The 24,979-nt window shown below is 52.7% G+C and carries 18 protein-coding genes, 1 other RNA gene and 1 pseudogene; 14 read left to right on the top strand and 6 right to left on the bottom strand.

Annotated features, from left to right (window positions below; all coding sequences use genetic code 11):
- Positions 1-25: 25 nt before the first annotated feature.
- Positions 26-682: a HEPN domain-containing protein gene (locus tag CK627_RS18885; protein WP_095593104.1), complete on the bottom strand. Its 657-nt coding sequence runs from the start codon at positions 680-682 to the stop codon at positions 26-28.
- A 628-nt stretch (positions 683-1,310) separates the two neighbouring features.
- On the opposite strand from CK627_RS18885, the gene CK627_RS18880 reads away from it, so the two are divergent.
- The 12 genes and pseudogenes from CK627_RS18880 to CK627_RS18825 all read left to right on the top strand — a co-directional run bounded on the left by CK627_RS18880 (position 1,311) and on the right by CK627_RS18825 (position 21,014).
- Positions 1,311-1,637, top strand: coding sequence for a hypothetical protein (locus CK627_RS18880; protein ID WP_254425328.1), 327 nt, complete (start codon positions 1,311-1,313; stop codon positions 1,635-1,637).
- A gap of 133 nt (positions 1,638-1,770) precedes the next feature.
- Complete coding sequence (locus tag CK627_RS18875) at positions 1,771-2,370, top strand: DUF1819 family protein (RefSeq protein ID WP_095593103.1); 600 nt, start codon at positions 1,771-1,773, stop codon at positions 2,368-2,370.
- A complete protein-coding gene (locus CK627_RS18870; RefSeq protein ID WP_095593102.1) occupies positions 2,367-2,990 on the top strand; it encodes a DUF1788 domain-containing protein in 624 nt (207 codons plus the stop codon). The genes CK627_RS18875 and CK627_RS18870 overlap by 4 nt, the downstream gene beginning before the upstream one ends.
- 173 nt (positions 2,991-3,163) lie before the next feature.
- Positions 3,164-6,859 carry a BREX system P-loop protein BrxC gene (gene brxC / locus CK627_RS18865; protein ID WP_095593101.1) on the top strand — a complete coding sequence of 1,232 codons (3,696 nt, stop codon included), beginning with the start codon at positions 3,164-3,166 and terminating at the stop codon, positions 6,857-6,859.
- A gap of 184 nt (positions 6,860-7,043) precedes the next feature.
- Entirely contained in the window at positions 7,044-8,795 is a 1,752-nt protein-coding gene (locus CK627_RS18860; protein ID WP_095593100.1) for a DUF262 domain-containing protein, read from the top strand.
- A gap of 69 nt (positions 8,796-8,864) precedes the next feature.
- Positions 8,865-10,811 carry a BREX-1 system adenine-specific DNA-methyltransferase PglX gene (pglX, locus tag CK627_RS18855; RefSeq protein ID WP_095593099.1) on the top strand — a complete coding sequence of 649 codons (1,947 nt, stop codon included), beginning with the start codon at positions 8,865-8,867 and terminating at the stop codon, positions 10,809-10,811.
- 109 nt (positions 10,812-10,920) lie between these two features.
- Positions 10,921-12,705, top strand: a complete 1,785-nt coding sequence (gene pglX / locus CK627_RS18850; RefSeq protein ID WP_157737195.1) for a BREX-1 system adenine-specific DNA-methyltransferase PglX — start codon at positions 10,921-10,923, stop codon at positions 12,703-12,705.
- A 150-nt stretch (positions 12,706-12,855) separates the two neighbouring features.
- On the top strand, positions 12,856-13,566 hold the full coding sequence (locus CK627_RS18845; protein WP_095593098.1) for a DUF3944 domain-containing protein: 711 nt from the start codon (positions 12,856-12,858) through the stop codon (positions 13,564-13,566).
- Between the two features lie 24 nt (positions 13,567-13,590).
- The gene (locus CK627_RS18840; protein WP_095593097.1) at positions 13,591-14,541 is read left to right on the top strand and encodes a hypothetical protein; all 951 of its coding nucleotides are present in this window, start codon (positions 13,591-13,593) and stop codon (positions 14,539-14,541) included.
- Between the two features lie 219 nt (positions 14,542-14,760).
- Positions 14,761-17,406 (top strand): BREX-1 system phosphatase PglZ type A, encoded by a 2,646-nt coding sequence (gene pglZ, locus CK627_RS18835; protein WP_095593096.1) that lies wholly within the window; start codon positions 14,761-14,763, stop codon positions 17,404-17,406.
- 102 nt (positions 17,407-17,508) lie between these two features.
- The gene (gene brxL, locus CK627_RS18830; RefSeq protein WP_095593095.1) at positions 17,509-19,755 is read left to right on the top strand and encodes a protease Lon-related BREX system protein BrxL; all 2,247 of its coding nucleotides are present in this window, start codon (positions 17,509-17,511) and stop codon (positions 19,753-19,755) included.
- A gap of 91 nt (positions 19,756-19,846) precedes the next feature.
- A pseudogene (locus tag CK627_RS18825) lies at positions 19,847-21,014 on the top strand (IS3-like element ISAeme20 family transposase).
- Here CK627_RS18825 and CK627_RS18820 read toward each other — a convergent pair.
- The 3 genes from CK627_RS18820 to smpB all read right to left on the bottom strand — a co-directional run bounded on the left by CK627_RS18820 (position 20,977) and on the right by smpB (position 22,783).
- Positions 20,977-21,591, bottom strand: a complete 615-nt coding sequence (locus CK627_RS18820) for an integrase arm-type DNA-binding domain-containing protein (RefSeq protein ID WP_254425327.1) — start codon at positions 21,589-21,591, stop codon at positions 20,977-20,979. The pseudogene CK627_RS18825 and the gene CK627_RS18820 overlap by 38 nt on opposite strands.
- Before the next feature lie 164 nt (positions 21,592-21,755).
- Positions 21,756-22,115, bottom strand: a transfer-messenger RNA (tmRNA) gene (gene ssrA / locus CK627_RS18815).
- 179 nt (positions 22,116-22,294) lie between these two features.
- Positions 22,295-22,783 carry an SsrA-binding protein SmpB gene (gene smpB, locus CK627_RS18810; RefSeq protein ID WP_095593094.1) on the bottom strand — a complete coding sequence of 163 codons (489 nt, stop codon included), beginning with the start codon at positions 22,781-22,783 and terminating at the stop codon, positions 22,295-22,297.
- Between the two features lie 169 nt (positions 22,784-22,952).
- Here smpB and CK627_RS18805 point away from each other — a divergent pair, with 169 nt between their 5' ends.
- Entirely contained in the window at positions 22,953-23,387 is a 435-nt protein-coding gene (locus CK627_RS18805) for an SRPBCC family protein (protein ID WP_005298951.1), read from the top strand.
- Positions 23,380-23,727 (top strand): RnfH family protein, encoded by a 348-nt coding sequence (locus tag CK627_RS18800; protein WP_010634537.1) that lies wholly within the window; start codon positions 23,380-23,382, stop codon positions 23,725-23,727. Before CK627_RS18805 ends, CK627_RS18800 begins: the two co-directional genes overlap by 8 nt.
- A gap of 83 nt (positions 23,728-23,810) precedes the next feature.
- Here CK627_RS18800 and CK627_RS18795 read toward each other — a convergent pair whose 3' ends face one another.
- Complete coding sequence (locus tag CK627_RS18795) at positions 23,811-24,446, bottom strand: NAD(P)H-binding protein (RefSeq protein ID WP_095593093.1); 636 nt, start codon at positions 24,444-24,446, stop codon at positions 23,811-23,813.
- A gap of 124 nt (positions 24,447-24,570) precedes the next feature.
- Positions 24,571-24,909 carry an outer membrane protein assembly factor BamE gene (locus CK627_RS18790; protein WP_005298963.1) on the bottom strand — a complete coding sequence of 113 codons (339 nt, stop codon included), beginning with the start codon at positions 24,907-24,909 and terminating at the stop codon, positions 24,571-24,573.
- Positions 24,910-24,979: the final 70 nt, after the last annotated feature.

Genomic DNA, 24,979 nt, shown 5'->3' with positions numbered 1-24,979 from the left:
TGCTGCCCCGCCATCTTGCGGCTGATTAACCAGCCAGCTCAACCACCGGATAACAGGCATCTCCCCACAGGGTATCTGGGTGGGCCATCATCAACTCGATGATCACCGGCACCAGTTTGCCGAGCAGGTTGGCACAATCCTTCAGTTGTTTGCGATTGACCGAGCTGTTCCAGGTCGCACCACCATGGATTAACTGGTTGCGCAAGGTATAGAGGCGGTTAAACACCACGCCCAGCAACTGCGGGGTGTTGCCGCTGGCGAGTGCCTGGTTTGCCATCTTCTTGCCTTGTGTCAGCCGCTCCTTCCACTGGGATTCGCTTATTTTGCCGCTGTGATAATCCCAGAAGCCTTGTAGTACAAACGGGGTGTCCAGCAGTATGCGGATACTGCCAGAGAACTCCTGCCAGACCAGATGTTCGATCTTTTTGTGCTCATCCAGGTCGCACAGTTTCTCCAGAAAGCCTTTGAAGGTCTCCTGTTCCGAGAGGCGACGATCGTCATCGATTTCAGTGGCATAAGCCGCATTGAACGCAATCCAGAGAAAGATAAAGCGGCCATCTTCATCTTCGGCCATTTCAGCGCGTTGAAGCCAGCTTAAGGCACGATGAACTCGCAGGTTGAGATTGCTGGGAGAGTCTTCACGCAGCATCCGGTGACGAGTTTTCAACTGTTCAAAATTCAACGATGATCTCCTTCTCAATCAGATGAATAGCCAGCTTCGGCAACCATGCTCTCTGTCCCGCTGTTTGATCATCTGGTTGGTGACGAACTGGCTGGAATAGCAAGTGGCAATAACAGCGGCTACTTTCGGATGACCCCCTTCAACATCGCAATGGCCAGCTCCACCATGGTGGTCGACGATTTTTCCAGTGGGGCATGGTGGCACTCGGGACAGGTCTCAAACCAGGTGTGGCCACGTACCATAACGTCGCTCTTGGGAACAACCGTCTTGTGCCAGCAACACTGAGGGCAACGAAAGGTAAATGGAGGTGGTGGTATAGGCATGATATTTCCCAAAAAAGTTCCATTTGGTTTAGCCTACCACGGTTCGATATTGATGGGCGCAGCCTCGATCACAGACTTTTAGCGATATCCGCATCCGCCTGAAAACACGACATGTGCAAAACCCCAGTATCGAAGCTGCGCGGCAGGCCCGGTATAGTCAGCCGAGACCACCTCAGAGAGGGCATGCGATGAGTAACCGAACCGCTTTTTGGTTAGCAGCACGCCAGTTGTCGCTGGCCGCTCTGCTGCTTGGGCTGCTGCAATCAACAGTATTGGCAGCCAACTGCACCTATCGGTAAGGTACGTTGGGCCATACCCACTACCGGTGTGACGATGGCAAGCAGGGTGTCCTGCGTGAGGATACTCTCGGCAATATCAGGGATTCGGGCTCGGGCATCACCTGGCGCACTGATGTCTTGGGCAACCTCAAGGGCAGTGACGGTACAACCTACCGTGAAGATGCATTGGGTAATGTGCGTGGTAGCAACCCAAAAACTGGGGAGCGGGTGATCTGGCGTGAGGATAGCCTCGGCAATTTACGTGCTTCCGACGGTACCGTCTGTAGAACCAACGCTCTGGGGCAGTTGAAATGCAGTGGTGAAAGCCTGCCGCCAGTCTTGTTGGGGCAATGACCATCGAAAATGAGGTAGTTGTCGTCGTTCAGGCAGCCCCAGAGGGATAACTGTGCGCTTGGTTAAAGGCAATGTGGCTCGTTTCGCGTATGATAACCGCGTCTTAGAACCCATTGTCGAATAGAGAGTAGTTATGACGGCCAAAGCATATCTGGGCGACATCATCGGTGGCAGTATCATGTTGCGTGAGAGCAGAGTGGTTGCTGAACTACTGCTACAACATCAGGATGAAGTGAGCTGGAGTGATGCCATTGTTAACGAAAATGCATTACAAAAAACCTCTGTGCATAGTGCTAAGCGGATGGCATCAACTCTTCGCAAAAGACTTGAGCCGATGGGACGGGATTTCTGGACTGCACTGCTGCAGGTGTCTGATGACCTGGCAAAGCAGATGTTACTGCTGGCAACCATATGTCAGTCTCCCGTTCTAGGCGATTTTATGGCAACGGTTGTTTCCGATGCTAGGCGCATGTATCGAGAATCCCTGCGTAGCGATGACTGGCAGGAATTTATTTTGTCTCGGCAACGGGTTGTTGATGGCCTTGAACAATTTTCAGCGAGCTCAATTCAGAAAATGGGGAATAACGTTTTTAAGATCCTGGCAGATGTTGGGTATCTGGAGTCTGGTCGTTCGAGAAAATTGCAGAACCTTTACCTGTTACCCGAGATGAGAGAGTGGTCGATGCGCTTGGGCTGTCCAAAAGCCTATGAGGCGATGGAGTCAGCACGATGAAGGTGCGGTGGGATAGTGAGCCGCAACTTAAGGCTCGCTTGGAGCAGATAGAAGCGCGCTTGCAAAGTGACAGTTTCTTGAACAACCGAGAATTGGGAGGGGAGATCGGATTTTATATCTTCGATTATCCGCCTCAATTTGAGTTGATCGTGCGCGAGTATCTCGAATCAAGCCTGCTCCAGGTGCGCAAGCAAGGGCTGCAATTTTTGCACCTCAACTTGTTTGAAGAACTACTCGACATGTTGCAGGGACGAAAGCTGTTAGATAAGGCCTTTGAACTGGAATTGAAAAAAGGGACGGATGAGTTGGCCAAAGCGTTGAAAGGCCCGCTCGAGCAAGGGCGTGTTGCCCAGCATTTGATGAGCAAAATTCATCCAGCCAATCCGCAGTTTGTGCTGTTGTCCGGCCTTGGCCAATGTTGGCCATTACTTCGTGGCCACAGCTTGCTCAATGCTCTTCATGCACATATGGGTGCGATCCCTCTGGTGCTCTTTTATCCAGGGCGATACAACGGTCTTGAGCTCTATCCCTTTGACCTGGATCGCGCCGAAGTGGCAACAGCCAATTACTATCGTGCGTTCCAGCTAGTGCCGCATGCTTCAAAATACCAAGGTGGATAGCCACCTTGGTTTTCAGAGATAGGCCAATGAGCTGTGACCTAAGTGGCATAGAGGGATTGTTTCTTTACAAAAACTTTCGAACCTCAGCTATTGGTAAGCCAATCGCGCGATAACGCAAATCACTAAACCGCTACAAGAACGGTAACCTGCAAACAAGAGACATGGGATCATCGATGCAAATCAAAGAGCTATTTACCAAACAACTGGATCGTCCAATCAATGGCGTGGTGAAAGCCGAACAGCTGGATGAGCAAATTATCTGGACTGAGTTGGATGAATATGTGGTGACCCGTGAACTTGATCGCCATCTCCGCCATTTCTTCGAGACCTATTTGCCTGGCGTCACCCATCCTGATGATCCCAGCGTGGCTGGTAAGATAGGTATCTGGGTCTCCGGTTACTTTGGCTCCGGTAAATCGCACTTTATCAAAATTCTCTCTTATCTGTTGGGTAACCAGAGAGCCGTTCACGGTGAGCAGAGCAAAGCTGCTATCGATTTTTTCAAAGATAAGATCAGTGACAACCTGCTCTACAGCGATATTCACGCCGCAGTGAATCGTCAAACCGAGGTGATTCTTTTTAACATCGACAGTCGTGCTGATACTGAAGATAAAGAAGATGCCATCCTGAAAGTGTTCCTGCGGGTGTTTAACGAGCGGCTCGGCTATTGCGCCGACCATCCTCATATTGCACACCTGGAGCGGGAGCTTGATGCTCGCAATCAATATCAAGCGTTCAAGAGCAAATTTGCCGAGTTGACAGGCTCCTCTTGGGAAGAGGAACGTGATGCCTATGGCTTCTGCCGGGATGAAATGGCGCAAGCCTGGGCTCATGCCACAGGTCAATCGGAAGCCTCCTCGGTGCAGAGCATGGAAAACTTGGAGTCCATGTTTACGCTCGATATCAGCAACTTCTGCAAGTGGGTGCGGGAGTATCTGGATCGCAGTGCCCAAGAGAGTGGAGGTGATGGCAAACGCATCATCTTCCTGGTTGATGAAGTCGGTCAGTTTATTGGCAATAACACCCAGATGATGCTCAAACTGCAGACCATCACTGAGAATCTGGGGACTGCATGTGGTGGACGTGCATGGGTTATCGTTACCTCACAAGAGGATATCGATGCCGTACTTGGCGATCTCAGCGCGAAAAAAGGGCAGGATTTCTCAAAAATCCAGGGACGTTTTCATACCCGGATCTCCCTCTCCTCGTCTAATACCAACGAAGTCATCCAAAAGCGTCTGCTCGAAAAAACAGAAGCGGCTAAAGATCAGCTTGCTGAGTTGTTTATTCAGAAAGGCGATATCTTGCGCAACCAGCTGGCGTTTGATGCAACTACGACAGCTGAGCTGGCGAACTATCGCGACAACGTCGAATTTGTCGATCACTACCCTTTCATTCCCTATCAGTACTTGCTGGTGCAGAAGGTGTTTGAAGCGATCCGCAAAGTGGGGGCAACAGGTAAACACCTTTCTCGTGGTGAACGTTCTTTGCTGGATGCGTTCCAAAATGCAGCGCGTCAGCAGATGAATCAAGGTGTTGGGGTATTGGTGCCGTTCCATGCCTTCTATCCGGCTATCGAATCGTTTCTGGATACCAACGTCAAACGCATTTTCGAACAGGCGGCTGAGAAACAGAGCCTCGACCCTTATGATGTCAGCATCCTCAAGTCACTGTTTTTGATCCGTTATGTCGATCTGGTTAAGTCCACGCTCGATAATCTGGTGACCCTCTCAATCGAAGAGATTGATACCGATAAAGTGGCGCTCAGAAAACGGATCGAGGCCAGCTTGCAGCGCCTGGAGAATCAACTACTGATCGCCCGCAACGGTGATGAATATGTGTTCCTCACTAACGAAGAGAAAGAGGTCGAGCAGGAGATCAAACACACTCTGGTCGAGAGCACTGAAATCACACGTCTGCTGTCGAAGGTCATTTTTGATGAGGTAATGGGAGGGCGCCGCCAGTATCGTTATCCTGTCAACAAACAAGACTATCCAGTGAGTCGTTTCTGTAACGGTCATCCTTTCGATGGCAGCTTGCAGACTGATCTGGTGCTCAAAGTCATCTCTCCGCTTGATGCCAACTTCGATGGTTACAACGATCAGGGCTGCAAGGCGCTCAGTCTGGAAGGTCAAGGTAGCATCGTGATCCGCTTGCCTGATGAAAAGCGGCTATGGGACGAATTTGATACCTGGCTTAAAACCGAGAAGTTCCTGGCAAGCAACCGTAGCCAGCGGCCGGAACAAGAGAAGCTGTTGGCCGAAAAAGCGATGGAGAATACTCAGCGCCGCAATCGTCTCAAGTCGCTGTTTGAGGATCTGGTGAAGCAGGCTCAGTTCTTTGCTATTGGCAACGAGCTACAGACCAAGTCAGGCAGTGTCGTGAACATGCTCGATGAAGCCTATAGCTACGTGATCGAGAATTCGTTCCAAAAGCTCAGTTTGCTCAAAAGCTGCGGTGCCAACCCGATGCAAGAGCTTAAAGCGGTGATCGTTGCTGATGATACGGCGCAGCTCAACATGCATCTGGGTGACCAGGATCCGAACAGCAGTGCCAAGCAAGAAATTGAGTTTTACCTGAATGTGTCGGAAGAGGCCAACAAGCCGGTCTACCTCAAAGAGTTGCTCGAGCGTTTCAGTGCTCGCCCTTATGGCTGGAACCGTGATGAAGTGATGCTGCAAGCCGCCCATCTGGTGTTGCTGGGTAAGGCTGCCCTATCGACCCCTAACGGCGATCTGCCACTTAATCGCAGCTATGACCAGTTCACCTCGGTGCGCAGCCATACCAGTCTGCGTATTCGCCGGGTGCGCCAGCATAGCGAGCAGCAGATTGTAAAGGCTGCACGTCTTGCCAAAGAGATCTTCCAAAAACCTTTCGATAGCAGTGAAAAAGAGCTTGCGAGCAAGCTGCAAGGGGAGCTAAGCCAGTGGCAGAAACTGCTTCAAGAGTTCGATTTCAAGGCAAAGCAAGGCTATTGCCCTGGACAAAGCGTGTTGGATAGTGGCAAACGACTGGTGGCAGGCCTGCTGGATCTGGGCAATAACAGCTATGCCCTGATCGACGCGCTATGTGCCCAGGCTAATGATTTGCAGGATTTTGCTGAAGATTTTGAAGAGGTTGAAGAGTTCTATACCCGACAGTTTGACACCTGGCTGCAACTGCACCGCGCCTTGGGGGAACAGTTCCGCGCTAACCGTCATGCACTTGAGCAAGACCCGGATGCCGCAGCGCTATTTGCACAGCTGCAAGCCATTCACGATGACAAGCAGCCCTATGCCAAGTTGCGTAACGTCGGCACCTTGGTTGAGCAGATTAGCGCGATTAACCTTCGTTTGGTTGAGCAGCAGCGGGTAGTGAGCCTGCAGGCTATCGAGCGAACCCAAATGGGAATCAAATCTTCTGTCAGTGACTTGCCAAGCGATCTGCAAAATCAGGCCATGCGCCCCTTTGTATTGCTCAAAGAGCGGGTCAGCAAGAGCGTCTCACTCCATGAGCTGGTCAGTCTGGTCAAAGAGGCGGATGACGAAGAAGACAAGGTGATCGAGCTTATCAACCGCTTCAGTGCGCAGCAGTTGCAGGCAGAAAAAGACCGTGCTGAAGCAGCCAGACATGTTGGCGTAGCAGCGCCGTCACAGGTCCAGGAGCCAGCCGCAGGGACGAGCTGCGGTAGCGCCCAGGCGACTGTTGAAAAGCCGGTTGCCAAGCCTAAGCCCGCCCCTAAGCCGATCGAACTGGTCTCCCCCACCGAGCTGCTGGGCGATAACCACCTCTTTATTGAGACTGAGCAGGATATCGAAGCCTATCTGGGCAAGCTGCGTAGCCGCTTGCAGCAGGCCATTGATGGTGGCAAACGGGTGCGGATTAAATAACAGCCCAAGAGCCTCCCCTGTTGCTCATTAGAGCAACAGGGGAGGCTAATAAAGCGACAATAACAAGCATCTGTTCTGATTGTTTGATGATATACCGTCACGTCAAGGGTGATCGTTGACCTTCTTTAATTGGCTTAGCATCGAACTATTGGGCAGATAACAATAATGAAAATGGGATAAAAACATGTACCAAGCCGGTGGAACTATCAAGGATTTGCTGACCAAGGTTGAGCAGCATGATTATATTTTACCCGCAATTCAGCGCGAATTTGTCTGGAAGCCAGAGCAAATTTGCCAGTTATTCGACTCTTTGCTGCAGGGCTATCCCTTCGGAACCTTCCTCTTTTGGAAAATAAAGTCTACTCACCAGCGTGAGTATCAGTTCTACGACTTCATGCGTCACTATCACCAGCGTGATCGGGTGCATTGTGAAAAGCTTGATCTCATTGGTGAGCAGGATCGCGTTGCCGTACTCGATGGTCAGCAGCGCATGACAGCCCTCAACATTGGTCTGCGCGGATCCTACAGCTGGAAGACGCAGGGAAAGTGGTGGTCCAGCCCAGATGCATTTATCGAGCGTCGCCTATATCTTAACTTGCTGGTGGCCGGTGAAGTTGAAGGGGGAGCTCGTTATGATTTTCGTTTCTTGAGTGAAGAGGAAGCGGCTCGTCAAGACCATGAGCACCACTGGTTTCTGGTCAGTCGGATCATGGCCATTGATATAGATGAATTAACCGATGAACTAGATGATATCGAGCTGGACAAAGAAAGCCGCAAAATCGCGCGCAATACCCTGCGTTTGCTGCATCGCACTATCCATCTGCAAGACAAAATCTCTTATTACGAAGAGTCAGAGCAGAGCCTGGAGAAGGTTCTCAATATCTTTATTCGGATGAATAGCGGGGGGACTGCGCTCTCCTATTCTGACCTGCTGCTATCTATCGCTGTGGCACAGTGGAGCAAGCTGGACGCCCGGGAAGAGATCCACAAATTGGTGGATGAGCTCAACCAAATTGGTGATGGCTTCTCATTTAGCAAGGATCTGGTGCTCAAAGCGGGTCTGATGCTGTGCGATATCGGCAGTGTCGGCTTCAAGGTTGAAAACTTCAGTAAAGAGAATATGGCCAAGCTGGAGGAGAACTGGGAGCCAATCCGTAAGGCGTTGCAACTGGCCGTCAACCTGCTCGCCAGCTTTGGCTTTAATGGCTACAACCTAGGAGCCGATAGCGCACTATTGCCGATAGCTTACTACCTCTTTAGGCGTGAACTTGGCGACAGCTACCTGACCCGCAGTGAGTTCGCTGCTGATCGGCAAGGGCTAAGAGGTTGGTTGATCCGCTCAGTCCTCAAGCAATCCGGTATCTGGGGGAGTGGCCTCGATACGCTGTTGACAACCTTGCGTAGTAAAATCAAAGAGCATGGTCAGCATGGATTCCCGCTCACCGAGATTAATACAGCGATGACCGAGCGCGGCAAGAGCCTGCGTTTTGAAGAAGAAGAGCTGCAAACCTTGGCTGAACTCGACTACGGCAACCGCCGCACTTTTGCGCTGTTGTCATTGCTCTTTCCCGGCCATGACTTTAGTCGTCACTTCCATGTAGATCATATCTTTCCCAAAGGTCGCTTTACTCGCGCACAGTTGAAAAAGGCGGGGATCTCCGATGAAGGGCAGATTGATGAGTGGTGCCAAATGGCCAATTGTCTGCCTAATCTGCAGCTTCTCGAAGGAAGCCTGAACAATGAAAAGCGGGAAAAGCTGCCACATGAGTGGTACGCCATGATGTGGCCAGATCCGGCCGCGAGAGCGAACCATCTGCAGTTACAAGCCATCAACACCTTGCCTGAATCCCTGCTTGGATTTGCTGAGTTTTATCAAGAACGCCGTGAAACACTATTGGGTCGGCTGCGTCATGTCCTTCAAACACCACAGGTTTGAGCTACGTGCCTTTCTAACCAGTTATGTTAGCCGGGCCTCTGCGAAGGCCGGGTGTGAGACGAGAAAAAAATGAACACCAACAACCTGAAAAAAGTCGCCCCTCGGGCGCGTACCGCCTTTATTAAAGCCATTACTGCCCGTGCCGGTGAGCTTGGTATCACCACCAAGGGTGTGAGTGCCCCAACAATCAGTGGCGATGTACTGCAAGTGGCGGGTTTTACCCATCCTGCGCGCTTTGCCCCGGCCATTACCCGTCTGCAAGAGCGGGTGGCAAACGAGGGGTTTACTCAATTGATCGAGCAGATGGCCTACACCTGGTTCAACCGTTTCTGCGCTATCCGCTTTATGGAGCTGAAAAGCGAAGAGGGATATCTCGAGCACGGAGTACGCCTGCTTTCGCATCCAACCCAGCCCCAGGGCTTCGAGGTGCTCGACCGAGCGCCTGAGGTGATCGAATCCTTAATGGGTGAAGGTGTTTCCCTTGATAAGTCAGCACTGCTCGAGTTGATGCTGGCGGGTAACGAGCAAGAAGCGTTATTCCGTGAGCTGCTGCTCGGACAGTGCCACCGTCTGCATCAGGCGATGCCATTTCTGTTTGAAGCCATCGACGACGAGACCGAGTTGCTGCTGCCCACCGGCCTGACCCGTACCGATGCATTCTGGCGTGAACTGGTGGATGGAATACCGGAAGAGGACTGGACTCAGGTCGAGGTGATTGGCTGGCTCTATCAGTTCTATATCAGTGAGAAGAAGGATGAGGTGATCGGCAAGGTAGTGAAATCGGAAGACATTCCCGCCGCCACCCAGCTCTTTACCCCTAACTGGATCGTCCAATATTTGGTGCAAAACTCGGTTGGGCGCTATTGGCTGCAGACCTATCCTGATTCGGCGTTGCCCGCAGTCATGCCGTACTTTGTCTTCCCCGGTGAGCAACCTATCGAAGTACAGGATGAATACGCACGTTTGACTTCTGCCAGTATCGAACCTGAGTCAATCAAGGTGCTCGATCCTGCCTGTGGCTCTGGCCATATTCTGGTGGAAGCCTATAACCTGCTCTATCGCATCTACGAAGAGCGCGGCTATCGCAGCCGCGATATCCCCACGCTTATCCTGAGCCACAACCTCTATGGCCTCGATATTGACGACCGCGCCGCACAACTGGCCGGTTTCGCCCTGCTGATGCGTGCCCGTCAGGACGATCGTCGCCTCTTCTCACGGGAGATCCAGCTTAACGTCCACGCGTTGCAGGAGAGCCGACACCTCAATATCCCCAAGCTGTGGCAAGCCCTTAACCTCAATGCCGAGTGGGATCGTGGTCAAAGCCAGGATCTTTTTGCTGTTGCTCCGGCCAGTTTGGCGAGTCATGACCCGCGCTTGGGTCTGCTGAACGATTTGCACCTGCGTTTCCTGTCTGCCAAGACGCTGGGCTCCTTGATCGAGGTGCCTGCCGAGCAGGCGTCAGCCATCTCCGAGCTGGCTGCCACTCTGCACACCTTAAGCATCAGTGGTGATGCCATGCAAAAACCGGCTGCCCAGGCACTGTTGCCACTGCTCAAGCAAGCCAGCGTATTGGCCAAACGCTATGATGCGGTGATTGCCAACCCGCCTTATATGGGCAGCAAGGGCATGAATGCAGAGCTCAAAGAGTTTGCCAAAAAGCAGTTCCCGAACAGCAAATCGGATCTGTTCGCCATCTTTATCGAACGCAATCTCGACTTGACCACAACTGCAGGCATGGTTGCCATGATCACCATGCAAAGCTGGATGTTCCTCTCCTCGTTTGAGGCATTACGCGCCCGCATTTTGGGGCAGCATACCATCTTGGGGATGGCTCACTTGGGGGCGCGCGGCTTCGACAGCATAGGTGGCGAGGTGGTCTCCACAACCGCCTTTGTGCTGGCCCAGCCCCATCTGCCCACCTATCAGGGCGGTTATTTTCGACTGGTGGATGGCAACTCGGAAGCGGAAAAGGCCGCGATGTTTAAGGCGGCCAATGCTACCAACAAACAAGTATGACAAGGCGTTTGCTTCGGGCTGTATTGGCTAAGAGCATGAGATTTACTGCATTCAGCTGTGTGGCCAATATAAGCCACACTGCTCCTGATTTAAGAGAAGAGGTGGCCCAATGAGCCAGCAACAGAATAACGACATGCAAAAACACTTTTACCGCGCCTCGGCCGCGGATTTTGGCAAGATCCCGGGGAGCCCGGTGGCGTATTGGGTTAGTTACGTAATGAACTCCAGCTTCCAAATCGACAAACTACGCGATGTTGCTGATGCTAAACAGGGAATGGCGACCTCAGATAACGGTCGTTTTTTGCGCTTTTGGCATGAAGTAAGCGCAGAGAAATTGTGTTTTGACTGCACAAGTACAGTGGAGTCAGAGAGTCGGGCAGAGAAATGGTATGCGTATAATAAAGGCGGGGAATTTCGTCGTTGGTTTGGGAATAACGAATATGTTGTTAATTGGCAACACAATGGGCGGGAGTTAAAGGAATTTGTTGAGGAAATAAATAAATTGAGACCAGGGGGGCGTCTTAAAAATCAAGAATACTATTTCCGTGAAAGCATAACATACTCGTCATTAAGTTCTGGCTTGTTCTCTGCCAGGTATAACCCAGTTGGATTTCTTTTTGATACAAAGGGATCTTGTATATTTCCAGTTTCGGTGAATAAGAATGATCTCCTTGGCTTGTTAAATAGTAATGTTGCTCAAGCATTTCTTAATATTTTGTGTCCAACGCTTGATTACAGCTCAATTGGCATAAACTCGATACCGGTAAAGTTGCCAGAAAGTAATGAGATTACCACAAGCCTTATTGATGCCGCGAAACATGATTGGGACTCCTATGAGCTGTCATGGCATTTTAACCGTCTACCGATTCTTCACCAAGAGTTAGGTCTGTTGTTGCTAGAGCAAAGCTATCAGAAACTTCGTTCATTCATGCAGCAAAGAACATCTGAGATGCAGCGCCTCGAAGAAGAAAACAACCGCCTGTTTATCGAGGCCTATGGCCTGCAGGATGAACTGAGACCCGAGGTGCCTCTTAGCGAAATCACCCTAACCTGCAACCCGCACTACCGCTATGGCGGCAATCTGACCGACGAAGAGCGCGAGGCGCGGTTGCAGTCTGATACCCTCGTCGAGCTGATCTCCTACGCCATCGGCTGCATGATGGGTCGTTATTCGCTGGATCGCGAAGGACTGGTCTATGCCCATGCTGGTAATGAGGGCTTTAAGGCACTGGTAGAGGAGGGAGCCTATGCCACCTTTGCTGCCGATGAGGACGGCATCTTGCCACTGAGCACTGATAGCTGGTTTGAGGATGATGTAGCCACCCGCCTCGAAGCCTTTGTCTGCAATGTCTGGGGCAAAGATACCCTGGAAGAGAACCTGCAATTTATTGCCGATAGCCTCTGCCTTGCTGCTATCAAGCCGGTGAAAAAGGGTGGTGAAACATCCCGTGAAACCCTGCGCCGTTATCTCTCGACCCAGTTCTATAAAGACCACCTCAAGACCTACAAGAAGCGCCCCATCTACTGGCTGTTTAGTTCAGGCAAAGAGAAGGCCTTTGAGTGTTTGGTCTATCTGCACCGCTATAACGAAGCGACTTTGCCACGGATGCGCACCGAATACGTAACGCCATTGCTCGGTCAGATGGCCAGTCGTATCGAACGCTTACGCTTGCAGCAAACTGAGGCCAGCACCAGCGATGCCAAGCGCATTGGCAAAGAGATTGACAGCCTCACCAAGCAGCTTAGTGAACTGCGCGCCTTTGATGACCAGCTTAAACACCACGCCGATATGCGCATCACCCTGGATCTCGATGACGGGGTCAAGGTCAACTACGGCAAATTCGGCACCCTGCTCAGCGATGTCAAAGCCATCACCGGCGATAAGGGCGAGTAACTGACCCATCTCAAATCAAGGCGAGAGCTGCCGCTTGTGCGGCAGCTCTCATTTTGCTTATTGCCGTTCAAGATAGAGGGCTATCCCTTGGACTTGGTTGGTGCGAGCGTAGTATTTTATTGATATTTATCATGAATCGGTGGCGTGAATATGGATATTAATATTGCAAGCAGATATTACAAGTACAGAGAAGATGAAGATCTGGCATTTATTGCTCATTGCACCCATGAGCAACTTGCACCACTGGTCAGTTATTTGACCATTGATCGTGATGGCAAGCCGAGATTGGCTGAAACCTTGACCAATAACCCTGAATTTAAAGCAAACAAGCATGATTTTTCTCGGGCATGGCAGGCCATCTGCACTGAGTTGCAAACATATGGCAACTCGACAGCATTAAATATCGTGACCAGAAAGGGGGCCGCGTATAAGGATATTGTGCAGTTCACTGCAAAATCCGTTGGCTGCGTGATAGACAAGCAGAGTGATGTGCAGACCCTCGAGCAGGCGATAGTAGCCAAAGTGCTGGAGTTGCAGATGGATAAGATGACGCAGGCTGAACGGGAAGAGTTTATTAAAACCATGAAAAATGACTATCAAGTGAATAATATCGATCCTTTAAAGTGGACGGTCAGGGATTTTAGTGTGATATCGGGCGTACTAGCGGGGGCATTCGGTGGGGCTGCTGCGGCTGGAGCTATGCTGCTGCCAAGAGCATTATTATTTTCTAGTCCACTTGGGCTCGTTGGCGGATTATTCAGTGCTGTGGTAGAGGGGCCTGCACTACGAGTCACCTTGCCGTGCGTTATCCATATCACCATGTTGCGTGAGTTCCATCGCCACGGTAACCCGTTCAATTAATTCTGACAACACAAGGAGATGGTGATGCTTGAAGAGACGATCAAAGTGATTATGGTGCCAGATTGGGAAAAGGTTGACCCTGAAATTATTGAATTGCTCAAAACTGGCCATATGCATCTTCGTGAGGGCGTCATTTATTGGGCCAAGGGGAAAAAACTATCAGAGGGGGCGGGGAGTATTGTCAAACACCTTCCCTTTAAAGAGATGACAGTAGATGTCAGTCAGGGCGTTAATGTCGAGCAGTTGATGAAAGCCACCACCGCCATGCAGAAAAGCATCGGCCTGGCGGTCGGGTTATCAACCGGAATTATTCTCGCTGCGATAGTGATTCAAACCGCCTATCTCTCTCAAAAGCTCAATAAAATCCAGGCGTCGATAGATAAAATCGCTGTTGAAATTCAAACTCAAAATCAGCTCTTTTATCTTGAAAAACTTTCATCGTATATGGGTAGCATTATGGCGGCCCATGAGATGTTGGCTGTTTCTAAAGAGAGCGAGGCATACCCTGAGGTGATTGCACCATTATTGGCAACACTTGCTCAGCAAAGAAACGAATTGTGTACATTCTTGATGAATCTGATTGGCTGGATCGACCACAGTAAAGCAATCGAGAATAAAATCACCGATGAACATGCTGCATTGATTGTTGATTTTGTGACAAGTGTATTGGATGTCATGCCAAAATCGATTTATGTGGAGTCTGCACTTTATACCACTCTTGGTAAATATCATCATGCAGATGCACTGGTTGAGTCGGCAGCAATAAAATACAAGTCTGTTTTGAACTCTTATCGATTATGGGCAAAAGTTGGTTATGATCAGTGGTTAACCGGCAAGGCCAGCCGCAGTAGCCGTCTGCTGGTTAATAAATTTGAAGATATTAACAATCTGTTACACTCTATCGAAAATCAGCTGCTGCTGGGCAACAGTCAGCAATTATGCAAACAGCAACTTGAGTATGTTGTGACACCTTAACATCGTGCTGGGTTGTCGGAGGTTATCAAGATGACAGGTAGGTGGCAGGCCTGTCTTCTCTACCGCCTGCTTGAGTCCGCGAGTTGCGCTTGCCAAAGCAACCTTCGATGACCCCATGTCCTACGCTATACGGATTGCTTCATGAACTCTAAGAGCATTTCGATTACCATATGGTTTTGTTGTAAATCGAAGCCTAATGGCTTGTCGTGACGGATTTTTATGGATATCACCCAGCTCCAAACCGGGCTAAATAAGAAATTCGAGCAGAGCCGGATCGTCTTTTGGCATGATCCCGAGCAGAGCTTTACAGCACAGCTGGCAGAGCTTGCCGATCCCCAGGCCGGTTTGACCCGCGAAGGCCAGCCTGTGGTGGTGCTCAACATGTCACAGCACTCCCAATTACAGGTGAGAAGGCGCATAGAACTCGATGAGCCGACCACGCCATTTCTGCTCTACTGGCCAAGCCTTGAGCCTGCAGCAGCCAAAGATTGGCTGCTCGATATGCGTCGCTACAGCGCTACTTTTTATGCCGATGCGGCATCGATCCTGCTCAACGAGCTGGGTCTTGCCAATATGGCGTTGCGTGATTATATCGCGTCACGTAGCAGCTTTTTTGCCAACAAGGATCGTACCGCAGCCCTCAAGCGTCGGTTGGATGGTCGCAGTGGGGTGGAAGACTCGCTGTCGCTCGATCTAAAGATGATCAGCGTGTTGTTGGGCTGTCTTGCTCAACCTGCTGATGTAGTCAGGGAACTAGGCGCTCGCCTGTTGGATACTCACCTTGAGCCCGCAGATGCTCTGGCACCACTTGACCAACATGGGTTGCTGCCGAGCCTTTGGCAGTTGTTAGAACGGGATTATGGTTATCAGGTCGCCGAAGAAAATAAGGCGTCTTTGCGGGAGTTTATCCGCAAGCTTTTTGCCAGTGAGAGTTATGAGTTGCTGGAGGTGACCAAGCATGAGCAGCGCCCGGCTTGGTTGCAATCGCAGTTGCTGGTGACGCCGACCGGCCGAGCCAATGCCATGGCATTGCTGGCGGGTTGGCGCGATTCATTACAACACAGGGGGGCGTTTGCCCAGCTTTCACAAGAGGTGGCGACGCAGCTTGAGTTGTCAAACAGGTTGAATAGCCTGACGACTCAGGAGGTATGGTGTTGGGCAGAGGTGACCAGTTTTGAAGCGGTTGAGCAGGCCTTGATCCGAGAGTTGGTTGCTGGATTGATGGGGGGCGATCTCGGTTTGAGTCGCAGCGACTTTAGTCAGCTCATCTCGCGCCGTCGTCAGGGCTTTTGGCCCGGGTTCGACCCCAAGTATGCCTATCTCTATCAGGCGCTGCAGCATGCTGAAAATCTGTTGGAACTGCGCAGAAACTACCCGGATGGTTTTCATTTTTCATCGGCTCAGGCCATGTATCAGGCTTATGAAACCGAGTTGTTCCAGTTTGATGCTGCATATCGTCTCTTTAACGAGGCATTACTCCATTTGCAGGGGCAGGCAGTTGAGGTATTGGCCGCTTTAGCCGACAAGCTCGAAGAGCTTTATGTTAACTGGTACCTCTACCAGCTTGGCTTGGCATGGGATGGATTGCTGGCCAAGCAGCAACTGCTGGCACGCTGGGAGTTGGGCGTACCAACACAAGCACGATTCTACGATACCGTTGTTAAGCAGCGTTTTACCCAGGCAGGGGTAAAGCGGCAGTTTGTGATCATCAGTGATGCGCTGCGCTACGAGGTGGCTCATGAGTTGCAGGGGCAAATCAACGAGGCCAAGCGTTTTGCCGCCAAGCTCACTAGTCAGCTGGGAGTGTTGCCCAGTTACACTCAGCTCGGGATGGCTGCCCTGTTACCCCACCAGCAGATTGATTATGCACAAGGGAGTGCGACTGTATTGGTGGATGGTCAAAGTAGTGCCGGATTGGATAATCGCAGCGCAATTTTGGCTAAAGTGGGGGGCATTGCGATATCAGCCAAGTCGCTGCAAGGTTGGACCCGCGCTCAGGCCAATGAGGCGATTGGCGATGCTCGGGTGATCTATGTCTATCACGATGTCATTGATGCCATCGGTGACAAGCAGGCGACTGAGCAGCAAACATTTTCGGCAGTTCGTCAGGCCATCGATGAGCTCAATAATCTGGTCAGCAAGATCATCAATGGTTTTGGTGTTACCCGAGTCATCGTCACGGCAGATCATGGGTTCTTGTTCCAGCGTGAGGCGCCGGAAAGTGGGGTTAAAGCCCAACTACAGACAGAGCCTTCTGGCACGCTTGAGGCCAAAAAACGCTATCTGCTCGGACGGCAGTTGCCTGTTAATGAAGATGTATGGCAGGGCCGAATCTGCGACACGGTCGGCGGAGATTCCGATGTCGGATTCTGGCTGCCCAAGGGGGTAAGCCGTTTCCACTTTGTGGGCGGTGCCCGTTTTGTGCATGGCGGGGCCATGTTGCAGGAGATCTGTGTGCCGGTGATGGAAGTGCAGGAGCTTCGCGGCAAAAAGCAGGCGCAGCATGAGAAGAGCAAGGTGAATATTGTACCTGCCTATCAGCCCATCAAGTTGGTCAATGCCATCGACAAAATCCGGTTCTTGCAGACCGATGCCGTTGATGAACAGCATAAGCCGCGCACGGTGCGTTTTGTGGTGATGGATGCCAATGGACAGCATGTATCTGCTATCGAGAAGCTCAGCTTTGATGCCGCTTCCGGCACCCTTGAGCAGCGCCAGCAGGATGTTCGCTTGAAGCTGACTGGTACCAATTTTGACCGCAAGGCGCAATATCTGTTGCTGCTGGAAGATGATGAGGATGGCATTGAGCTGGCCCGCTACCCGGTGACCATTGATCTGGCGATCCAGAACGACTTCGGTTTTTAATACCGGAAATTGTTGAGACGATTTGTCAGTGATGAGCCCGAATTTCTTGAACTTTTATTGATGAAATAAGGCATAGCTCAGGTTATGCCTTGGAGTGACCCGATGCCACATGATGAAATGAGTGCAACTGAAGGCGAGTATGTCGGTAAAGATCAACCGGACGAGCAGGCCACATCTGTTACCCATATCACCAACAATGTGCTGATCCAACAGATGGATGTGTACCAAGGAAGTAAGCCAAGTGGTGATGAGAACATTCCTGAGCACGGTTTGATATCCGGTTATCCGTTCGCAGGGGCAGCAGATGAGTTGGCTCAGCATGCCAGCATGGATCTCGATGCTCGCCTGAATCGCTATTTCAAAGGCAAAGTGGTGCGCAAGGATCTGACCAAACAGCTCAAGGAAGGGGCCAATGTCCCCGTCTATGTCCTGGAATATTTGCTCGGGATGTATTGCGCCTCTGATGATGATGAGGTGGTGCGCGAAGGGTCAGAAAACGTCAAGAAGATCCTGGCCGAGAACTATGTGCGTCCCGACGAGGCAGAGAAGGTCAAGTCACTGATCCGTGAGCGTGGCAGCTTTAAGGTGATTGACAAGGTGGGGGTCAAACTCAATCAGAAAAAGGATGTCTACGAGGCGCAGCTCTCCAATCTCGGCATCAAGGATGCGGTGATCCCTGCCAATATCGTCAAGCAAAACGAGAAACTGCTGACCGGCGGGATCTGGTGCATCATCACCCTCAATTACTTCTATGAGGAAGGGCAGAAGATCTCGCCCTTCTCAATTTTTACCCTGAAGCCGATCCAGATGCCCTCCATGGATATGGAGGAGCTGTTCGCTGCGCGTGCTCATTTCAATACCGATCAGTGGCTGGATGTATTAATCCGCTCCATCGGCATGGAGCCGACCAACTTGCAGCAACGGGTTAAGTGGCATCTGCTGACCCGGATGATCCCCTTTGTTGAAAATAACTACAACGTCTGTGAGCTGGGGCCGAGGGGGACGGGTAAAAGCCATGTCTATAAGGAGTGTTCACCCAACTCCTTGTTGGTCTCTGGTGGGCAGACAACGGTAGCTAACCTGTTTTACAACATGAGTTCGCGCCAGGTTGGTCTGGTGGGCATGTGGGATGTGGTGGCTTTTGATGAGGTGGCGGGGATCACCTTCAAGGATAAAGACGGCGTACAGATCATGAAGGATTACATGGCCTCTGGGTCCTTCTCCCGTGGTCGTGATTCAATCGAGGCAAAAGCCTCGATGGTTTTTGTCGGTAACATCAACCAGAGTGTTGAGACCCTGGTCAAAACCAGCCATCTGCTGGCGCCGTTCCCTGAAGCGATGATCGATACGGCCTTCTTCGATCGCTTCCATGCCTATATTCCCGGCTGGGACATCCCCAAGATGAGGCCGGAGTTTTTCACCAATAGCTATGGTCTGATCACCGATTATCTCGCCGAGTATATGCGCGAGATGCGTAAGCGCAGTTTCTCCGACGCCATCGATCGTTACTTCAAGCTGGGCAACAACTTGAATCAGCGTGATGTGATCGCCGTTAGACGTACTGTGTCTGGGTTGTTGAAACTCCTGCATCCCCATGGCGTGTTTGATAAAGAAGATGTGCGCCGCTGTTTGACTTATGCACTGGAACTGCGTCGGCGCATCAAGGAGCAGCTCAAGAAACTCGGTGGTATGGAGTTTTTTGATGTGCATTTCAGCTACCTCGATAACCAGACGTTGGAAGAGTTCTTTGTCAATGTACCGGAACAAGGTGGTAGCCAGTTGATCCCTGAAGGATTGGGTAAGCCCGGGGTGGTACATATGGTCACCAAGGGCGGGGCTGGGCAATTGGGCCTTTATCGTTTTGAAACCCAAATGACCCCAGGCAATGGCAAGCATTCAACCTCAGGCCTGGGTTCCAATACGCCAGCGAAGGAGGCGATCCGGGTCGGTTTCGATTACTTCAAAGGCAACCTGAATCGGGTCAGCGCAACGGCCAAATTCTCCGAGCATGAGTACCATTTGCATGTGGTCGAACTACATAACTCCGGCCCCAGCACCAAAACCAGTCTGGCTGCGCTGGTGGCGTTTTGTTCCATACTGATGGGCAAGCCGGTACAAGAGCAGATGGTGGTACTGGGTGACATGACGCTAGGCGGTGTGGTCAATCCGGTTGAGGATTTGGCCGGTAGTCTGCAACTGGCGATGGACAGCGGCGGAAAACGTGTATTGCTGCCGATGGCGTCTGCCTCGGATATTCCAACCGTACCGGCGGAGATCTTCTCCAAGTTTCAAATCAGCTTTTATGCTGATCCGGTGGATGCCGTCTACAAGGCATTAGGGGTTCAGTAGTCAGCCAAAAAAAGAAGTCTCAGGTAGGGTGAGGTATCCTGATTTTCACAGACAGTCCCGATTGTTACGATGAGACAATCGGGGGTATTGAATGAAATCGAGAGAACACTATTCACCAGAGTTTCGGGCAGAGGCGGTTCGACTGGTGTTGGAGCAAGGCCTTGGCCAAGCTGAAGCCGCCAGAAGGTTGGGTATTGCCAAAGGCACACTGAGCAACTGGGTGGTCGCAGCCAAAGGAGGAAAGGATACATCGGCCATTCCCGGAGCGCGTTCTGTCGCCGAGCTGGAGGCTGAAGTGGCCCGGCTACGCAAAGCTCTCGCACAAGCCAACATGGAGCGCGACATCATAAAAAAGGCCGCCGCGTACTTTGCTCAGGAGTCACTGCCAAGTACGCGTGGATAGCCAACCAACAGGACATCTATCCCATTTCCGTTATCTGTCGTGTGCTGGAGGTCTCTCGTGCGGGCTTCTACCACTGGCGCCAGCGTCCACCGTCACAGCGCCAACAAGAAGATGAACGACTCAAGGTCGCCATTCGGGCTGCTCACAGCAAGACGCGCCAGACCTATGGCGCATCGCGTTTACAAGCTGAGTTGGCCGCCGAAGGATTTTACGCTGGGCGGGACCGGATTGGGCGATTGCGCCGTGAAATGGGGTTGTCTTGCAAACAAAAGCGCAAATTCAAGGCGACAACCCATTCTGCTCATTCCCTGCCCGTGGCGGAGAATCTCCTTGGTCAGGTCTTTGCGCCGACGAAGCCCAACGAAGTCTGGACCGGTGATATCACCTATATCGCCACCGACGAAGGCTGGCTTTATCTGGCTGGTCTCAAGGATGTGTTTACCTGTGAGATAGTGGGTTATGCGATGGGAGAGCGAATGACCACCGGGTTGGTCAGTCAGGCGCTGTTTCGGGCTGTGCAGCAGAAGAGGCCACCCGTTGGGCTTATTCATCACACAGACCGGGGCAGTCAGTACTTGCCAAGGCTTACCGGGCTCTCCAGGTACAATTTGGCATGCAGACCTCCATGTCACGCAAGGGGAACTGCTTCGACAATGCCCCGATAGAAAGCTTCTGGGGGTCTCTTAAAAATGAACTGGTTCACCACCATAGATTCGAGACGAGAGCGGAGGCCAAGGCAGCGATTCAGGAATACATAGAGATTTTTTACAACCGCCAGCGTCGGCATTCACGACTTGGCAATGTCAGCCCGGCGGCGTTTAACAAGAGGTATTGGAGAACTGCTCAGGCTGCTTGATCCGGGACTGTCCGATCTTGTCAGGACACCTCATGATCTCGTTCACCCGCTGGGTGAGACGGCGCACGGTTTCGAGTTTTCCTGCTGCGGCGATGGGCTCGATGATCCTGATGGCTCGCTGTGCCTTTATTTCCATAATGGGCACAGTGCCGATCTCGGGGAACAGATACATTTCGAGCGAACGCCAGAGATCCTCGGCATATGCCGGGGTGACGGAAGGGCGTTTGACATCAAACCAGCGCTTGGCGACTGCTTCAAATGTGTGCTCGCTCTGTGATAATGCGGCGGATGCCTGCTCGTCACGATGATGTTGGGGATCGATGTTCTGAAGCAGCAACGATTTAGCTTCGGAGCGTTTCTCTCTCGCTTCAGCCAACGACATCTCCGGCCAGGAGCCGAAGCTGATCATGTTTCGCTGCTTCGTGAGAGGGCGGTAGTAACGCAGGCGCCACAACTTGGAACCATTGGGCTTGATGACGAGCTCCAGGCCAGCCCCGTCGCAGAGGGTGTATTCCTTCTCCTTGGGCTTGGCTGCTTTGATCTCGGTTGGGGATAAGGGACGGGTGATACGAGGCATAGGCATACGCTCCGGAAGGCATACAAAACGATATGCCTAACGATATGCCTAAAAGGGCTGGATGGCAACGCACCCCATTGGACAGCGTAAGACAACAAAAAACCCGCAAAGCCTTATGCTATGCGGGTTTCTTGGACTTCGTTGGTCACTGTTGGACCGGTATTTGGTGGAGCTGGGGGGATTTGAACCCCCGTCCAAAATTACTACATCCTTGGCACTACATGCTTAGTCACTCTTTACATTCGCCAACCCGCTGCGGAGAGACACGCCACGAATTGACTAGCTCGATTGGTTTTAATGCTTCCGCCCCGAGCAGGACTTCCACACGATCCTGTGAAGGATGACCTTCCGATTCCCTAGGACACAGGCAAGCTAGGGTAGAAGGGCTCTGCGCAGGTTATTAAGCTGCCAGTGCGTAGTTTTCGTCGTTTGCGACTATTTTTTTGCGGTTTATTAACGAGGCCTACCGCACCTCGGCATGCACCTTGGGTTTCGTGAATCTTGTCGAATCCAGAATCAGCCCCAAGTTGTTAAGAGGGATTGTACGCAAAAATCCTGCCATGGCAAGGCGTTGATGGTCATTCCCGCAGGGAGCTGCTCCGTTTGCCGATTTATTGTGCGCACGCCTGGCGGGAGCGGGTAAGCGGCGGGCCGGAAAAGAAAAAGTCCGGGCAGGAGCCCGGACCTTGCAGCATCAAGCGGATTAGCCGCGATGCTTGTTCTTCATGATGCGGGCTTTTTCCCGATCCCATTCGCGGGCCTTGGTGTCTTCGCGCTTGTCGTGCTCTTTCTTGCCCTTCACCAGGCCGATTTCGACCTTGACCCAGCACTGTTTCCAGTAGAGGGCGAGCGGCACGATTGTATAGCCCTGACGGGCGATCAGGCTTTCGAGCTTGTCGAGTTCACGATGGCTCAGCAGCAGTTTGCGGGTCCGGGTCGGGTCGCACACCACGTGGCTGGAGGCAGCCTGCAGCGGCAGGAAGCTGGAGCCGAACAGGTAGGCCTCGCCATCGCGGAAGATGACATAGGCTTCGCTGATGTTGGCCTTGCCCGCCCGCAGGGATTTGACTTCCCACCCTTGCAGGGACAGACCGGCCTCGATCTTCTCTTCGATGAAGTATTCGTGGCGCGCGGTTCTGTTGAGTGCAATGGTGTTGGACCCGGCTTTGTTTTTACTGTTTTTTTTGCTCATGACGGGCGATTTCCGGCAATGACTGGGAGGAGGGCATTATACGTGGGCAAGGGCGGCTGTAAAACGCGCAGCGGGTCAACTGATGGCTTTATGAGCAGTTTGACCGAGGTTTTACCTCCAAAAGCGCAAACATGGTGATAAAATCGCGGCGATTGGATGAGGAAAAGCCATGCCCCGTATTACTCGCAGTGCCCTGGTGATGTTCAGCGCAGAACAGATGTTCAGGCTGGTCAATGATGTTCACGCCTATCCGGAGTTCCTGCCCGGTTGTGTCGGCAGCCGTGTCCACGAAACCGGCGATGACTATATGACGGCCTCGGTCGATGTGGCCAAGGCCGGGATTGCCAAGACCTTTACGACCCGCAACCTGCTCGAGGCCAACCGGCAGATCAAGATGGAGCTGGTAGAGGGGCCCTTCAGCAAGCTGGCGGGCTGGTGGACCTTCACCCCGCTGGATGTGGATGCCTGCAAGGTGGAGTTCGATCTCGACTTCGAGTTCACCTCCAAACTCATCGAGCTGGCGTTTGGCCAGATCTTCCGCGACCTGGTGAGCTCCATGGTGCTGGCCTTCTCCAACCGCGCCAAGGTGGTGTACGGTGCCTGATCAACTCAATATCGAAGTGGTCTATGCCCTGCCTCAGCAACAGACAGTGCTGCGGCTGCGGGTGGCGCCGACCACGACGGTGCAGGCCGCCATCGAGCAGTCCGGCATCATGAGCAAGCATCCCGAGATCGATCTGGCGGTCAACAAGTTCGGCATCTACAGTCGACCGGTCAAGGGTTCCGAGTTGCTGCAAGATGGCGATCGCATCGAGATCTACCGCCCGCTCATCGCCGATCCCAAGGAGATGCGCAAGAAGCGCGCGGAAAAGGCCAAGGAGGAGGGGCGTGCCGACGTGGTGACCGGCGGCCGGCCCAATGCCAACCGCAAACAATCCGACTGAGTGCCTCTGGCACGACACCGCATCTAAAAAAGGCGCCTTGGCGCCTTTTTTGATCCCGTCATCCCGCCAAGCGGGGCGCTTCGTTACAGCTGGAGCAGCCGCTCGTTCTCGACCACTTCGCAGCCGGCGGGCTGGCGGGAGAGGGCGATCATGGCGCGGGCCACCTGGCCGGCCTCGATGGCGCGCCAGCGGCGCAACCTGCCGACCAGCAGCGGTTTCAGCAAGGGGTAGATGATCTGGAAAAACTGTTCAGAGCGGCGCGGCGGCTGGCGATCCCCCAGCAACATGGCGGGGCGCACGATGGCGAGCCGCTGCCAGGGCTGGGCCAGCAGGGCCTGCTCCAGCTCCCCCTTGGTACGGGGATAGAGGGCGGGGGAGTGCGGGTTGGCCCCCAGGCTCGAGACCACTACCAGCCGCTGGCAGCCGTGGCGGCGGGCCAGCTCGGCAAAGGCCAGCACATAGTCTAGATCGACCCGGCGAAAGGCCTCGGCGGAGCCGGCCTCCTTGCGGGTGGTGCCAAGGCAGCAGAAGGCGAGATCCACCGGCTCGGGCAGATTCACTTCGATCAGTTCATCGAAATTGACCGGCAGCCAGTGGTGGGCGGGCTGCGGCTCTCCTGGCTTGCGGCAGAGCAGGGTCAGTTCATGCTCCGCGGGCAGTTGCCGCACCAGCTCGCGGCCGATGAGGCCAGTGGCTCCGGCGATCAGGATCCGGCTCATGCTGCTCTCCCTGTGTGATTGAATCGAGGCCAGTATTGGGCGAGGGGCTGCCCGCTGCAAGGGGGTAATGGGTGGCCGGCGGCAATAAAACAAAACCGGCGCGAGGCCGGTTTTGTGGATGGGATCAGAGCGGGGTATGGAAGGCCGCTGGCAGCGGGAAGTCGCCGGTGACCGTGGCCAATCTGTCGTTGACGAAGGTCAGGGTGAGCTCCTTGCGCTCTTTTTCGCCGCGCCCCGGCTGGAATTCATAGAGGTAATACCAGGTGTTCGGGTCAAAGCCATCGCGCAGCATGGCGGAGCCCAGCACGAACTCGACCTGCTCGCGGGTCATGCCCTGGCGCAGTTTGTCGACCTGTTTTTGTTCCACATAGTTGCCCTGAGGAATATCGATGCGATAGACCAGGCTGCAACCGGACAGGGTGAGGGCGGTCAGGGCCGCGGCAATCAGGTGTTTCATCCGCATATCGAGTTCAGATCATCCATTCAAGTCTTTTTAAGCTCGGCAAATCATACCGGCTCCCTCTACGGAAGTA

Source organism: Aeromonas dhakensis (genome assembly GCF_002285935.1).
Lineage (GTDB): Bacteria > Pseudomonadota > Gammaproteobacteria > Enterobacterales > Aeromonadaceae > Aeromonas > Aeromonas dhakensis.
This window is presented reverse-complemented; position numbering and strand designations above follow the sequence as displayed.

What these genes read in the sequence shown, in the direction of transcription:
- CK627_RS18875 (WP_095593103.1), top strand. Translation starts at nt 1,771, where the DNA reads ATGACGGCCAAAGCATATCTGGGCGACATCATCGGTGGCAGTATCATG.
- CK627_RS18870 (WP_095593102.1), top strand. Translation starts at nt 2,367, where the DNA reads ATGAAGGTGCGGTGGGATAGTGAGCCGCAACTTAAGGCTCGCTTGGAG.
- brxC (WP_095593101.1), top strand. Translation starts at nt 3,164, where the DNA reads ATGCAAATCAAAGAGCTATTTACCAAACAACTGGATCGTCCAATCAAT.
- CK627_RS18860 (WP_095593100.1), top strand. Translation starts at nt 7,044, where the DNA reads ATGTACCAAGCCGGTGGAACTATCAAGGATTTGCTGACCAAGGTTGAG.
- pglX (WP_095593099.1), top strand. Translation starts at nt 8,865, where the DNA reads ATGAACACCAACAACCTGAAAAAAGTCGCCCCTCGGGCGCGTACCGCC.
- pglX (WP_157737195.1), top strand. Translation starts at nt 10,921, where the DNA reads ATGAGCCAGCAACAGAATAACGACATGCAAAAACACTTTTACCGCGCC.
- CK627_RS18845 (WP_095593098.1), top strand. Translation starts at nt 12,856, where the DNA reads ATGGATATTAATATTGCAAGCAGATATTACAAGTACAGAGAAGATGAA.
- CK627_RS18840 (WP_095593097.1), top strand. Translation starts at nt 13,591, where the DNA reads ATGCTTGAAGAGACGATCAAAGTGATTATGGTGCCAGATTGGGAAAAG.
- pglZ (WP_095593096.1), top strand. Translation starts at nt 14,761, where the DNA reads ATGGATATCACCCAGCTCCAAACCGGGCTAAATAAGAAATTCGAGCAG.
- brxL (WP_095593095.1), top strand. Translation starts at nt 17,509, where the DNA reads ATGCCACATGATGAAATGAGTGCAACTGAAGGCGAGTATGTCGGTAAA.
- CK627_RS18820 (WP_254425327.1), bottom strand. Translation starts at nt 21,591, where the DNA reads ATGCCTCGTATCACCCGTCCCTTATCCCCAACCGAGATCAAAGCAGCC.
- smpB (WP_095593094.1), bottom strand. Translation starts at nt 22,783, where the DNA reads ATGAGCAAAAAAAACAGTAAAAACAAAGCCGGGTCCAACACCATTGCA.
- CK627_RS18805 (WP_005298951.1), top strand. Translation starts at nt 22,953, where the DNA reads ATGCCCCGTATTACTCGCAGTGCCCTGGTGATGTTCAGCGCAGAACAG.
- CK627_RS18795 (WP_095593093.1), bottom strand. Translation starts at nt 24,446, where the DNA reads ATGAGCCGGATCCTGATCGCCGGAGCCACTGGCCTCATCGGCCGCGAG.
- CK627_RS18790 (WP_005298963.1), bottom strand. Translation starts at nt 24,909, where the DNA reads ATGCGGATGAAACACCTGATTGCCGCGGCCCTGACCGCCCTCACCCTG.